A 12,949-nucleotide genomic window follows, 5' to 3' on the forward strand; every position below is an offset into this window, starting at 1 on the left:
GGGAGGGAGTAGCGATGCCTGCGAGCATCCTCGAGGAGGTCGGTGGCTTTCTCGATGCGGCGTTGATACGGGACACGGTCACCCGCCTCAGCTGCCCTTCCTGCGGGTCCCTCCATGTGGCCCAAGTCCTCGGCGACAACGGCGGGATCTCGTACGTGTGCACGGCCTGCGGCCACAGCTGGAGCTGATCGATGGGTGCACACAGGCGAAAGTGCGACTGGTGCGGCAGCGGTACGCCGATCGTCCGTGACATGGAGCCGATCAACCCCGACTACCAGTACTGGTGCGAGGAGTGCGCGCGGGCGCTGATCATAAAGGGCGACCCGATCGAGACGTACCGCGAGCTCGAGGGCGAGCCCATCTACGGCCGGCTCCTCGAGGAGCACTGCACTCTGAAGCGGTTCTATTCGTTCGTCACGGCGTGATCCCGGCCGAGGCCTCGCGTCGAGGTCCCGGCCCAACTCGCGTGCCGCCCATATCGGGCATAACGGAAACCGATTTGGTGCTGCACCCCCTGGACCGTGTAATGTTGGCGTCGCCGCCGGGGAAACCGGGCGGGACACCGCAAGGGGCTATAGCTCAGTTGGTAGAGCGCTTGCATGGCATGCAAGAGGTCAGGAGTTCAATTCTCCTTAGCTCCACAGAAATCGAAGGCGGGTCATCCGATCGGATGACCCGCCTTCGACGTGTGGTGGGGTGTGGCGTGCCGCAACCCGGTACGGAGAAACGGCGGGTTGCCCACCTGGGCGACCCGCCGTGAGCGTGCTCAGCGGCCCAGGGCGCGGCGGCCGCGGCCCTGGGAGAGGACCGGCAGGTTGCGGGACGGGGCCTGCGAGCGGGTGTCCTCCTCGAGGCGCAGCGCGAGCGCCGGGCAGCGGCGCACCGCGCGCAGGGCCTTCGCCTCCGCGTAGCGCGGCACCTGCGCCTGGGCGACGGTCGGGAAACCGTCGGCTCCCAGTTCGAAGACCTCCGGGAGGATGTCCGCGCACAGGCCGTGGCCCCGGCACAGCGTCCAGTCGACGTAGATCTTCTGGCGGCTGGGGCCGGTCTCCTCGGCCTCGGCGCCGCCGGGGACGCCCGTCGGGGCCCTGCCGCCCTCGAAGAGCGGCAGAACGCCCTCCACGGGCCTTCCGCAGCCGTTTCCGAGGACGTGGGCGGCCAGGTCGTCCGTGAAGGCCTTGATCGTCGACTCCAGGAACATCGCGGAGCCGTCCGGGTGCGAACACGCGCCGCGCCGCTTCACGTTCTTGGCGACCTGCTTGAGGGCCTCCAGGGCGGCCGGTCCGCCGCCGTTGAGGATGTCCTCCATGCCGCGCGCGGCAGCCGGCAGACCGAGGTAGCAGGGGCCGCACTGGCCCGCGCTCTCCTCGGCCAGCCACTTGGCCACCTGCAGCGACTCGCCCAGCGGGCAGGTCTCCTGGCTGATCGGCAGGATCGCGCCCGCGCCGAGCGAACCGCCCACCGCGTCCAGTGAGTTGCGGGAGACGATCGCCTCGTTGACGGTCGCCGCGTCGATCCACTTGCCGTGGTAGCCGCCGGTCAGCACGCCCTGCGGCACCGGCGGGGCGCCGGCGAGCTGGAGGACGTAACGCAGCGGCACACCCGTCGGGACCTCGATCACCATGGGGCGGGCGACCGCCCCGGAGACCGTGAGCATGACGGTGCCCGGCTCGTCGTACAGGCCGGTGTTGCCGTAGCGCTCCGGGCCGATGCGGGCGGCGATCGCCAGCTGGGCGAACGTCTCGGCGTTGGACAGCAGGGTGGGCGCGCCGCCCACGCCGCTCTGCGAGGCGCTGATCTTGCGGCCCGGCGGAATCGCCGGGCCGCCGTCGATCGAGCGGATCAGCGACGCGGCCGCGCCGGTAACCATGCGCACCGGATTGCGCTGCACGCGCGCGCGGAGGGCCGATCGGCGCCCATTGCTGAGGCCGCGTTCGGCGAGCGCGGCCTCCATGGAGCGCTGCGTGGACTCCCGGGTGACCCCCACCACGAGCGTGCGGGCACCCATCGCCTCCGCGCACAGCAGCGCGCCGTCCAGGATGAGGTGCGGGGCACGGTTGATCAGCACCGTGTCCTTGCGACAGGCCGGCTCGTCCTCGCTTCCGTTGACCACGACGACCGGCCGCACGCCGCGGCGGATCGCCGACTCGGCGACCGACCGCAGCTTCTTGTGGAAGGGGAAACCCGCGCCACCGCGGCCCCTGAGGTTGATGCGCTCGGCGAGCTGCGCGAGCTGCTCGCCGCCCATCGGTTCGAGCGGCCCGTGCACCTTCAGGTGCATGGGCAGATCGAGCCTTTCGACAAGGTCGAAGCCCGACGTGAGCTGCGGAAGGCCGACCACGCGGACTTCTGGGACGTCGGGCAGGGCCTCGTTCACTTAAAGCCTCCGGAAGGCGTGTTCCAAGCTTCGCCCGAACCCGGTGCGTCGTAGGAGGCACCGGGCAGTGTTTCAGTGGCGGGACCGCTGTTGTACGTGTCATTCGAGTTGTACGTGCCGTAGAGGGTGTTCGTCTCACCGGTGTCGTACACATCACTCGCGCCGTACGCGCTTGTGCCCGAATTGCCATGGGCAGGGATCGTGTATCCCGTGTCGTTCAGCGGGTCGTAGGCCGACGGGGGCGCCTCGCCGACGGGAGGCGGAGACGGGATCGGCCAGCTGCCCGACGTGCTGCCGGTGTTCTCCATGCGCGGGATCGCCTCCGTGGCCTGCATGTCCAGCGGCAGGTCCATGCGGGCGGTCTGGTCGGCCGCGAAGGGCTGCTGGGCCCGTGAAGGCGTCGAGACGGCCCGGTAGGCGGCCGCGAAGCCGGAGGCGGGCTCGGGGGCCGCGGCGGGCGCCGCGGTCTCGTACAGCGGCGCGGAAGGGCTCGGAATCCGCGGCAGGGAGCCCGTCGTGTCGGCGGGCGCCGGCCGGGCTGCTCGCGCGTTCTCGTAGCCCGGCAGCGCGGACTCCGCCACCCTGGCCCGGCTCGCCTCCAGGTCGTCGATCCCCGGCCGCTCCTCGGTGCCCAGGATCGCGACGAGCCGGTCGGCGACCTTGCGCTTGACCGGGCGCGGCGCCGCGCGCAGCGCCAGGGCCCCCATGACGCCGAGCAGGGACAGGCTGTAGAGGATCACGAAGATCGGCTTGGCCTGACGGCCCGCGTACAGGCCGTGGACCAGCGCCGCGCACCAGGCGGGATAGGCCAGCATGTGCATCGCCCGCCAGCGGGCCGCGACCGGGGCGGGGGAGGCGAAATTGCTGCGCAGCGCGCCGGTGATGCCCACGAAGATCATCAGCAGACCGGCCGCGGAGCCGAGACCGATCAGGCCGGCGCTTCCGGAGACGCCGAGCGAGAACGGAATGATCGCGGCGATCAGCTGGGTGTGGCCCAGCGCGATCTTGGTGGTGATGTGCAGCAGGAGGAAGGCGATCGAGGCGACCGCCGTCGTCCGGTGCACGGCCTGGCCCACGATCCGCTGGCGCGTGTTGAGGAAGATCCGGTCCTGGGCGACCAGGCCCCAGATCACCGAGCAGCTGAGGGAGACGAGGGAGAGGACGCCTGCACCGAAATTCAGGAAGTCCTGGACCCTGTCACCTCCGGCCAGCACGATCACGGGTATGAGGAGCAGGACGACAGCCGACGCCACCCCATAGGCCGAGCGGCCTGGTTTGGGGAGCGCAGTGTTACTGCGACGAGGGTTCATGGGGGCAACTCCGAGCGGTTCGGGAAAGCGGTCCCGAGGACGAACTCTAAGCGGCGGCAAACTGAGCGGTACGCCATTTGAGTTATTGCGTTGTTATCAAAGGGGCTCGCGGGACGCGTGTTGTCCCTATAGGGTCCGTTACGCCAGGTAATATTTGAACCTTGTTCAACTTTTCCGAACCTTCACAAGCGGGTCCGGGGCCACCGGGCGGGTCGCCGGAAGCCCGTCGCGGCGCACTCGACGGCTGCGGTACCCTGACGTCATGCGTGCCGTACGCCTTCTGCTTAGCGAGCCGCGCTGATCAGTCCCGACCACCGGGCGAATCGGATGGTCGGCATCGGCGCGGCGTCCCCTCCTGTGCGAGGGGATTTTTCATTTCCGCTGGCAGAGACGATCGATGGAGCTTTGAGGATCATGAGCGAGACGAACCCCGCTGCCGCCGCTGCTGTGTCGGCGGAGGCCGCGCCGCACCGCTACACGGCCGCCATGGCGGCCGAGATCGAGGCACGCTGGCAGGACTTCTGGGACGCCGAGGGCACGTACGAGGCGCCGAACCCGAAGGGTGACCTGGTCGGCGACCCCGAGCTGGTCGCCAAACCCAAGAAGTTCATCATGGACATGTTCCCGTACCCCTCCGGTGCGGGCCTGCATGTCGGCCACCCCCTGGGGTACATCGCCACCGATGTATACGCCCGGTTCCAGCGGATGACCGGCCACAACGTCCTGCACACCCTGGGCTTCGACGCCTTCGGCCTGCCCGCCGAGCAGTACGCCGTGCAGACCGGCACGCACCCGCGCGTGTCCACCGAGGCCAACATCGAGAACATGAAGGCCCAGCTGCGCCGGCTGGGCCTGGGCCACGACAAGCGCCGGTCGTTCGCCACGATCGACCCGGACTACTACAAGTGGACCCAGTGGATCTTCCTGCAGATCTTCAACTCCTGGTACGACGACGAGGCGAAGAAGGCCCGCCCGATCTCCGAGCTGATCGCCCAATTCGAGAGCGGTGAGCGCACCGTACCGGGGCACACGCGCGGGTGGCACGAGCTGAGCGCAGCCGAGCGCGCCGACGTCCTGAGTGAGTTCCGCCTGGCGTACGCCTCCGACGCGCCCGTCAACTGGTGCCCCGGCCTGGGCACCGTGCTGGCCAACGAGGAGGTCACCGCCGACGGCCGCTCCGAGCGCGGCAACTTCCCGGTCTTCAAGGCCAAGCTGCGCCAGTGGAACATGCGGATCACCGCGTACGCGGACCGCCTGCTGGAGGACCTGGAGGAGCTGGATTGGCCCGAGGCCATCAAGCTGCAGCAGCGCAACTGGATCGGTCGCTCCGAGGGCGCCCGCGTCGACTTCCCGATCGACGGCGAAGCGATCACGGTCTTCACCACGCGCCCGGACACCCTGTTCGGCGCCACCTACATGGTGCTGGCGCCCGAGCACCCGCTGGTCGAGAAGTTCACGCCGGCCGCCTGGCCCGAGGGCACCCACGAGGTGTGGACCGGCGGCCACGCCACCCCGGCCGAGGCGGTCGCGGCATACCGAGCGCAGGCCGCCTCGAAGTCCGACGTGGAGCGGCAGGCCGAGGCCAAGGACAAGACCGGCGTCTTCACCGGCGCGTTCGCGACCAACCCGGCCAACGGCGAGCAGATCCCGGTCTTCATCGCGGACTACGTCCTGATGGGCTACGGCACCGGCGCGATCATGGCCGTCCCGGCGCACGACAGCCGCGACTTCGCCTTCGCGCGCGCCTTCGAACTGCCGATGCGCTGCGTCGTCGAGCCGACCGACGGCCGGGGCACCGACCCGTCGACGTGGGACGACGCCTTCGTGTCGTACGACGCGAAGGTCGTCAACTCCTCCAGTGACGAGGTGAAGCTGGACGGCCTGGGCGTCGTCGAGGCCAAGGCGCGGATCACCGAGTGGCTGGAGCGCAAGGGCATCGGCGAGGGCACCGTCAACTACCGCCTGCGCGACTGGCTGTTCAGCCGCCAGCGCTACTGGGGCGAGCCCTTCCCGATCGTCTACGACGAGGACGGCGTCGCCCACGCCCTGCCCGAGTCGATGCTGCCCCTGGAGCTGCCGGAGGTCGAGGACTACTCGCCGCGCACCTTCGACCCGGACGACGCGAACACCCAGCCCGAGACGCCGCTGTCGCGCAACGAGGAGTGGGTCAACGTCACCCTGGACCTGGGCGACGGGCCGAAACAGTACCGCCGCGAGACCAACACCATGCCCAACTGGGCCGGTTCCTGCTGGTACGAGCTGCGCTACCTGGACCCGCACAACAGCGAGAAGCTGGTCGACCCGGAGATCGAGCGCTACTGGATGGGCCCGCGCGAGGGCATGCCGCACGGCGGTGTCGACCTGTACGTCGGCGGCGCCGAGCATGCCGTGCTGCACCTGCTGTACGCCCGCTTCTGGTCCAAGGTCCTGTACGACCTGGGGCACGTCTCCTCCGCGGAGCCGTTCCACAAGCTGTTCAACCAGGGCATGATCCAGGCCTACGTCTACCGCGACAGCCGCGGCATCGCGGTGCCGGCCGCCGAGGTGGAGGAGCGCGACGGCGCGTACTACTACCAGGGCGAGAAGGTCACCCGCCTGCTGGGCAAGATGGGCAAGTCCCTGAAGAACGCCGTCACTCCGGACGAGATCTGCGCCGAGTACGGCGCCGACACGCTGCGCCTGTACGAGATGGCGATGGGCCCGCTGGACGTTTCCCGGCCCTGGGACACGCGCGCGGTGGTGGGCCAGTTCCGGCTGCTGCAGCGGCTGTGGCGCAACATCGTCGACGAGGCCACCGGCGAGGTCACCGTCACCGACGCCGAGCCCGACGAGGAGACGCTGCGCGCGCTGCACAAGGCGATCGACGGTGTGCGCCAGGACCTGGAGGGCCTGCGCTTCAACACCGCCATCGCCAAGGTCACCGAGCTGAACAACCACCTGACCAAGGCGGGAGGCCCGGTGCCGCGCTCGGTCGCCGAGCCGCTGGTGCTGATGATCGCGCCGCTGGCCCCGCACATCGCCGAGGAGCTGTGGCACAAGCTGGGCCACACCGACTCGGTCGTCCACCAGGACTTCCCCGTGGCCGACCCGGCGTACGTCGTGGACGAGACCGTGACCTGCGTCGTCCAGGTCAAGGGCAAGGTCAAGGCACGCCTGGAGGTCTCCCCGTCCATCTCCGAGGAGGAGCTGGAGAAGGTGGCGCTGGCCGACGAGAAGGTCGTCGCGGCGCTGGGCGGCGCGGGCATCCGCAAGGTGATCGTGCGGGCGCCGAAGCTGGTGAACATCGTTCCGGCGTAGGCGTTCGAGAGCTCGTGGATCACTCCTCAGGGCTCTTGAGGGCTGAGGCGCGGGGCGCCTCCGGGTAGTCCCCTACGGGCAGGTTCGGGGTTTTTCTGGAACCCCGGGCCTGCCCGTTGCGTTTACCGTTGAAGAGCGGCGCGGCAGGTGCCGCCGGAGCCGAGGAGGAGCGTCGTGGAAGCAGTCGTCGCAGTCTTCGCCCTGCTCTTCCTGCTCTTCCTGGCGCTGGGCGCCTACGCCACGGTGAAAGTGATCGGCGCCGCCAAGCGCAGCGTGGACCGCACCGTCACGCAGGCCCGCCGCACGGTCGAGGACCACACGCTGCGGGCCAAGTCCTTCGCCCAGCCCGGCCCGGTGGGCGAGCTGGCCCAGCTCCGGCTCACGCTGCGCACGTCGATGCGCGCCACTCAGGACGCTCTGCACGCGGGCGTGGCCGAGGACGAATCCTTGAAGGAGTCCGTCGCCCTCTTCGAACGCCTCAGCGTGCACGGGCACGAACTGGACGCCGAGCTCAAGCGCCTGGAGTCCGAACCGGACCGGGCGACGCTCGCCGAGCGGCTTCCGGCACTGCGCGCGCGCACCCGGCGCATCACACAGTCGGCCGACTCGCTGCGCTGGGCGGCCCGGGACCGCGCCCGCCGCTTCGCCGACGACGACCTCGACGCGCTGAGCACCCAGATCGACGTGGAGGCCGGCGCCCTGCGCCACTGGACGAAGGCGGATCCCACGCCTGCCCCGCCTCCCTGGCCCGATCCCCCGGTCGCCGAGGCGTCCCGGCCGACCTGGCCGGAGCCCCCGCGGTCCTCCGACGCACAGGAGTCGACCCGGCCCGCCATCACCCCGCCGGGACGCCGCCCCGCGTACCCCTGGCAAAAGAAGACCCGCCCCGAGAGCACCACTTGATCCGGCCACTCGCGCACCGGGTGAGAGGGGCCGGGCTGCCGTCAGGGCACTACGGCAGGTAACCTCCAGCTCATGTCCCGCCATGTCGCCATCGTCACCGATTCAACGGCCTACCTGCCGCCGCGGACGATGGAGCGCCACGGCATCACGGCGGTGCCCCTGACTGTGGTCCTCGGCGACCAGGCGCTGGAAGAGGGCACCGAGATCTCGACCCGTTCGCTGGCCCAGGCGCTGCAGAAGCGGCGGCCCGTCACCACCTCGCGCCCCAGCCCCGAGCTCTTCGCCGAGACCTACCGCAAGGTCGCCGAATCCGGCGCCTCCGGCATTGTCTCCCTGCATCTTTCCGCCGAGCTCTCGGGTACGTACGACGCCGCGGTGCTCGCGGCGCGCGAGGCGCCGGTGCCGGTGCGGGTGGTGGACACCGGGATGGTCGCGATGGCGCTCGGCTTCTGCGCACTGGCAGCGGCCGAGGCAGCGGAGGCGGGCGGCACGGTGGACGAGGCGGTCACGGCCGCGGAGAAGCGCGCCGGGGGCACCTCCGCCTACTTCTACGTCGACACGCTCGACTATCTGCGCCGCGGCGGCCGGATCGGTGCCGCGCAGGCCCTGCTCGGTTCCGCGCTCGCCGTGAAGCCGCTGCTCCAGTTGGAGGGCGGCCGCATCGGACCGCTGGAGAAGGTACGGACGGCCTCGAAGGCGATCGCCCGCCTCGAGGAGATCGTGGCCGAGCGGGCGGGCAGTGCCGAGGTCGACATCGCCGTCCACCATCTCGCCGCCCCGGACCGGGCGTCGGCCCTCGCGGACCGGCTGCGGGCGCGGGTGCCCGGGCTGGCCGACCTGCACGTGAGCGAGGTCGGGGCGGTGATCGGGGCGCATACGGGGCCGGGGCTTCTGGGGGTTGTGGTCTCGCCCCGCTGACGTCGGCCGCCGCGGAGGGCTGTCGTCTCACGGCGGCGACGGCAGGGTGGTGTGCGGTTGTGCTGCCGTACTCGTGCGCTCGTGCTGCCGTATTCGTGTGGCTGCGCTGCCGTATTCGTGTGGTTGTGCTGCCAAGCTCGTGTGGTGGTGCTGCCGTACTCCTCCGATTGTGCTGCCGTGCTCCTGCGGTCGGGATCGTGCGGTGGCCTGTGGACTGTTACTCGTGTGGGTGACGGAGTTATCCACAACTGGGCGGTAATCCCCGAAAATTGAGCAAGATCATCGCGAACGTGGCGAGGTGCCCGATCCTCGTCGCATGGCACTTCGATCACGCTCACGCACAGCGACCGCAACCAGCGGCCCGGGCCGCGGCCCCGCCTCGGACGGCCGGACCCGCCACCGCCGCCCACTCGCCCGGCGCGGAACCCGGCACCGTCACGCGTCGGCCGAGGAACTGCGCCGACGCGCAGAGGCGCTGTTCGCCGAACGCGCCGGGCAGGTGGGGGAGTCGGGGAGTGGACCGCCGGGGATCACCCTGAACAGCACGTGCGGTGCGCACCCGGAGCCGGTCCGGGACGCGCGGAGCAGACCGTCATGGGCCGAGCGGGAAGCGGATCCGGACCGTGCGGGTCACGGCGCCCATGAGGACGCCCATGCGGATCAGGACGGTGCGGGTCAGGACGCACATGCGGATCAGGACCACCGGGTCGGTGACGAGGACGGGGAGATACGGCGAGACGTCCCGAGCCTGGCTGCCGCAGTCGATGCCGGTCCGGTTGCTCCCGGTGGGGCACCCGCCTGGCGGGATCGGGCCGGGCCGGCGCTGCGCGAGCGGATGCCGCTGTGGTTGCAGACGCGGTGCGCTCTGGAGCCCAGGAACGTGATCGCGCTCGCGGTCCTTCTCGTCGTCGCCGCCGTCTTCGCCGTGCAGCACTTCTGGACCGGCCGCACCCAGTCGGTGCGGGCGCCGGAGGTGGTACGGGCCGTGGCTCCCTACGGGGCCCGGGGAGAGGGCAGGGGCGCCGCATCCGGTGCCTCGGCCGCTCCGCCGGGCGCCAGGGCGTCGGCCGGCCCGGAGATCGTGGTGGACGTCGGCGGCAAGGTCCGCCACCCAGGGATCCACCGCCTTCCGGCGGGTTCGCGGGTCGCCGACGCGCTGCGGGCGGCGGGCGGGGTGCGGCCGGGCACCAACACCGACGGCCTCAACCGGGCGCGCCTCCTCGTGGACGGCGAACAGGTGCTCGTCGGCGGTCCGGCTCCCGTGACAGGGGCCGCCCCGGGCGGTACGGCCGCCGGGGGCGCGGCCGGCTCGGGCGCGGCGGGGGCTCCCTCGGCCCCGGTCTCCCTCAACACGGCCACGGCGGACCAGCTGGAGACCCTGCCCGGCGTCGGCCCCGTACTGGCCCAGCACATCGTCGACTACCGCACGCAGCACGGCAGCTTCCGCTCGGTGGACGAGCTGCGTGAGGTCAACGGCATCGGGGACCGCCGCTTCGCCGATCTGCGGAACCTCGTACGGCCATGAGGTACGCCCCCGACGACCCGCGCGGGCAGACGGCTGCGGACCGGGTGGCCCGGGACCGCCCCGCACCCGCGGAGCACCCCGACGCCCGCGCCACTGTGCACGCCGCCTCCGGGAAGCGGCTGGGAGCCGCCCACCCCCGACAGGAAGGACCGACAGACCTACGACTCGTCCCTCCCGCGCTCGCAGCCTGGGCGACGGCGGCGTCGGCGCTGGACGCTGCGCCGGAATGGATCACCGGCTTCACGGTCGCTTGCCTGGCCGTGGCCGCAGTACTGCTGCTGGTACGGCGACGTGGAGCGCTCGCCCGGCGCGCCTGGGCGTGTGCCTCCGTTGCCGCCGTGCTGCTCGGTGCCGCCGCGGCCGCCGCCTCCGCCGGGCTGCACGGGGCGGATCTACGGCGTGGGCCGGTGCCCGGGCTGGCGCGGCAGTTCGCCACCGTGACCGCCGAGGTGGAGGTGACCTCCGATCCCCGTCTCACCCGGCCCCGGGTCAGAGGCGATCACATGGCGCCGGCCTCCGTGCAGGTCGACGCCGAGGTGCGGCGCGTCGAGCGGGTGGGCGGGGCGGCGGCCGTGGTGACGCGGACCCCGGTGCTGATGCTCGTCGACGCCGGCCCGCAGGCGGCGCCTCCTCCCGAGGGCGTGTCAGGAGAAGCGCGCCGCAGCAGGGACGGGCCGGAGCGCTCGCCCTGGCTGAGGTTGCTGCCGTCCACGCGGCTGCGGGTGACCGCGCGGCTGGCGCCCCCGTTGGCGGGCGGCGACCGGATCGCGGCGGTGCTGCGGGTCCGGGACCGGGCGGCGCCGGAGGTGGTGGGGGAGCCGTCCGGGCCGCAGCGGCTGGCGGGCCGACTGCGGGCCGGGCTGCGCACGGCGACCGACGGGCTGCCGGCGGACGCCCGGGCGCTGCTGCCGGGGCTGGTCGTCGGGGACACCTCGCGGATCACGCCCGAGCTGGACGAGTCGTTCAAGGAGACGGACCTCGCACACACCCTGGCCGTCTCCGGGAGCAACCTCACGATCCTCCTCGCCCTGCTCATCGGCCCGCCCGGGCTGGCCCAGCACATCGAGCGCCGCGGCCTCGCACCAAGGCTCGGCATCCCCCTGCGGACGACCGCGCTGCTGGGCGGAGTGCTCACCCTGGGGTTCGTCGTCGTGTGCCGGCCGGATCCGAGCGTGCTGCGGGCCGCGGCCTGCGGAGCCGTCGCGCTGCTCGGCCTCGCGACCGGCCGCCGCAGATCGCTCATCCCCGCCCTTGCAACGGCCGTGCTGCTGCTGGTGCTCTACGACCCGTGGCTGGCCCGCAGTTACGGCTTCCTGCTGTCCGTGCTGGCCACCGGCGCCCTGCTCACACTCGCGCCCCGCTGGAGCGCCGCGCTGCACCGGCGCCGGGTGCCCGCACGCCTGGCCGAGGCGCTGGCCGCGGCGGCTGCGGCGCAGGCACTGTGCGCGCCGGTCGTCGCCGTACTGTCGGCGCGGGTGAGCCTGGTGGCGGTGCCGTGCAACCTGCTCGCGGAAGTCGCCGTCGCGCCCGCCACGGTGCTGGGCTTCGCGGCACTGGCGACGGCGCCGGTCGCGATGCCGGTGGCGAAGATGCTTGCCTGGTGCGCGAGTTGGCCCACGGGCTGGATCGCGGACGTGGCCCGGACCGGGGCGGCGCTGCCCGGAGGAGGAGTGGACTGGCCGGGCAGCTGGACGGGGGCGCTGCTGCTGGCCCTCGTCACGGCGGCGGCCGTACTGGTGGGTCGGCGGCTGCTGAGGCACCCCTGGCTGTGCGGTGTCTGCGGGGTGCTGCTCCTGCTGGTGGTGGTGCAGCCGCCCCCGCTGACCAGGGTGATCACAGGCTGGCCGCCGCCGGGCTGGCGGTTCGCGATGTGTGACGTGGGGCAGGGCGACGCGACGGTGCTCGCGGCGGGCGGGGGCAGCGGCGTGGTCGTGGACGCCGGGCCCGATCCGACGCTGGTCGACCACTGTCTGCGCGCGCTCGGCATCACCAGGATTCCGCTGGTCGTGCTGACCCACTTCCACGCCGACCACGTGACGGGGCTGCCGGGCGTGCTGCGCGGACGTTCGGTGGGCGCGATCGAGACAACGGGGTACGAAGAGCCCGCGGACCAAGCGGAGTTCGTACGGAAGGAGGCAGCCGAACGGCACATCCCCCTCACCCGCGCCGTCGCCGGGGAGCAGCGGCGCACCGGCACGCTGTCCTGGCAGGTGCTGTGGCCGCCACCGCGTCCGGCACCGAACCCGGACGGGCCCAACGACGCCAGCGTGACGCTGCTCGTCCGGTCGGCCGGACTGCGGCTGCTGCTGCTCGGCGACCTCGAACCCCCGGCCCAGCAGGCGCTGTTGCGGTCGCCGGCGGTCGCGCAGCTGGTGGGCGTGGACGTGCTGAAGGTCGCCCACCACGGCTCGGCCCATCAGGACCCGGACCTCATACGTGTGGTGGCCCCGCGGCTGGCGCTGATCTCCTGCGGCGCGGACAACCCGTACGGGCATCCGGCTCCCAGCACCGTCCAGGCGCTGCGGGCGGAGGGTGCGGTGGTGCTGCGGACGGACCGGGACGGGGCGCTCGCGGTCACCGGGGCGGGCATGCGGTTGCGCGTGGCGCGAGACTGAGGGC

At 71.9% G+C, this 12,949-nt stretch carries 9 protein-coding genes and 1 tRNA gene; 8 read left to right on the forward strand and 2 right to left on the reverse strand.

Annotated elements, in window-relative coordinates; translation table 11 throughout:
- Positions 1 to 14: 14 nt before the first annotated feature.
- The 3 genes from ABZV31_RS00200 (at position 15) to ABZV31_RS00210 (ending at position 641) form a co-directional block, all read left to right on the forward strand.
- Entirely contained in the window at positions 15 to 188 is a 174-nt protein-coding gene (locus ABZV31_RS00200) for a hypothetical protein (protein WP_355886020.1), read from the forward strand.
- A 3-nt stretch (positions 189 to 191) separates the two neighbouring features.
- On the forward strand, positions 192 to 425 hold the full coding sequence (locus tag ABZV31_RS00205) for a hypothetical protein (RefSeq protein ID WP_006136074.1): 234 nt from the start codon (positions 192 to 194) through the stop codon (positions 423 to 425).
- A gap of 143 nt (positions 426 to 568) precedes the next feature.
- A tRNA-Ala gene (locus tag ABZV31_RS00210) sits at positions 569 to 641 on the forward strand.
- A gap of 125 nt (positions 642 to 766) precedes the next feature.
- On the opposite strand, the gene ABZV31_RS00215 is transcribed toward ABZV31_RS00210, so the two are convergent.
- Together ABZV31_RS00215 and ABZV31_RS00220 are read right to left on the reverse strand one after the other, a co-directional pair.
- Entirely contained in the window at positions 767 to 2,377 is a 1,611-nt protein-coding gene (locus ABZV31_RS00215) for an NADH-ubiquinone oxidoreductase-F iron-sulfur binding region domain-containing protein (protein WP_355886023.1), read from the reverse strand.
- Complete coding sequence (locus ABZV31_RS00220) at positions 2,374 to 3,687, reverse strand: cytochrome b/b6 domain-containing protein (protein ID WP_355886026.1); 1,314 nt, start codon at positions 3,685 to 3,687, stop codon at positions 2,374 to 2,376. The genes ABZV31_RS00215 and ABZV31_RS00220 overlap by 4 nt, the downstream gene beginning before the upstream one ends.
- 414 nt (positions 3,688 to 4,101) lie before the next feature.
- On the opposite strand from ABZV31_RS00220, the gene leuS reads away from it, so the two are divergent.
- The 5 genes from leuS (at position 4,102) to ABZV31_RS00245 (ending at position 12,945) form a co-directional block, all read left to right on the forward strand.
- Positions 4,102 to 6,984 carry a leucine--tRNA ligase gene (leuS, locus tag ABZV31_RS00225; protein ID WP_355886029.1) on the forward strand — a complete coding sequence of 961 codons (2,883 nt, stop codon included), beginning with the start codon at positions 4,102 to 4,104 and terminating at the stop codon, positions 6,982 to 6,984.
- A gap of 174 nt (positions 6,985 to 7,158) precedes the next feature.
- Positions 7,159 to 7,887, forward strand: coding sequence for a hypothetical protein (locus tag ABZV31_RS00230; protein ID WP_355886032.1), 729 nt, complete (start codon positions 7,159 to 7,161; stop codon positions 7,885 to 7,887).
- 72 nt (positions 7,888 to 7,959) lie between these two features.
- Complete coding sequence (locus tag ABZV31_RS00235; protein ID WP_355886034.1) at positions 7,960 to 8,805, forward strand: DegV family protein; 846 nt, start codon at positions 7,960 to 7,962, stop codon at positions 8,803 to 8,805.
- 316 nt (positions 8,806 to 9,121) lie between these two features.
- On the forward strand, positions 9,122 to 10,330 hold the full coding sequence (locus ABZV31_RS00240; RefSeq protein ID WP_355886037.1) for a ComEA family DNA-binding protein: 1,209 nt from the start codon (positions 9,122 to 9,124) through the stop codon (positions 10,328 to 10,330).
- Between the two features lie 95 nt (positions 10,331 to 10,425).
- Positions 10,426 to 12,945: a ComEC/Rec2 family competence protein gene (locus ABZV31_RS00245; RefSeq protein ID WP_355887509.1), complete on the forward strand. Its 2,520-nt coding sequence runs from the start codon at positions 10,426 to 10,428 to the stop codon at positions 12,943 to 12,945.
- Positions 12,946 to 12,949: the final 4 nt, after the last annotated feature.

It is taken from the genome of Streptomyces sp. NPDC005202, from assembly GCF_040608235.1.
GTDB lineage: Bacteria > Actinomycetota > Actinomycetes > Streptomycetales > Streptomycetaceae > Streptomyces.

Coding starts and splice junctions, on each gene's coding strand:
- ABZV31_RS00240 (WP_355886037.1), top strand. CDS start 9,122: ATGGCACTTCGATCACGCTCACGCACAGCGACCGCAACCAGCGGCCCG.
- leuS (WP_355886029.1), top strand. CDS start 4,102: ATGAGCGAGACGAACCCCGCTGCCGCCGCTGCTGTGTCGGCGGAGGCC.
- ABZV31_RS00200 (WP_355886020.1), top strand. CDS start 15: ATGCCTGCGAGCATCCTCGAGGAGGTCGGTGGCTTTCTCGATGCGGCG.
- ABZV31_RS00205 (WP_006136074.1), top strand. CDS start 192: ATGGGTGCACACAGGCGAAAGTGCGACTGGTGCGGCAGCGGTACGCCG.
- ABZV31_RS00220 (WP_355886026.1), bottom strand. CDS start 3,687: ATGAACCCTCGTCGCAGTAACACTGCGCTCCCCAAACCAGGCCGCTCG.
- ABZV31_RS00235 (WP_355886034.1), top strand. CDS start 7,960: ATGTCCCGCCATGTCGCCATCGTCACCGATTCAACGGCCTACCTGCCG.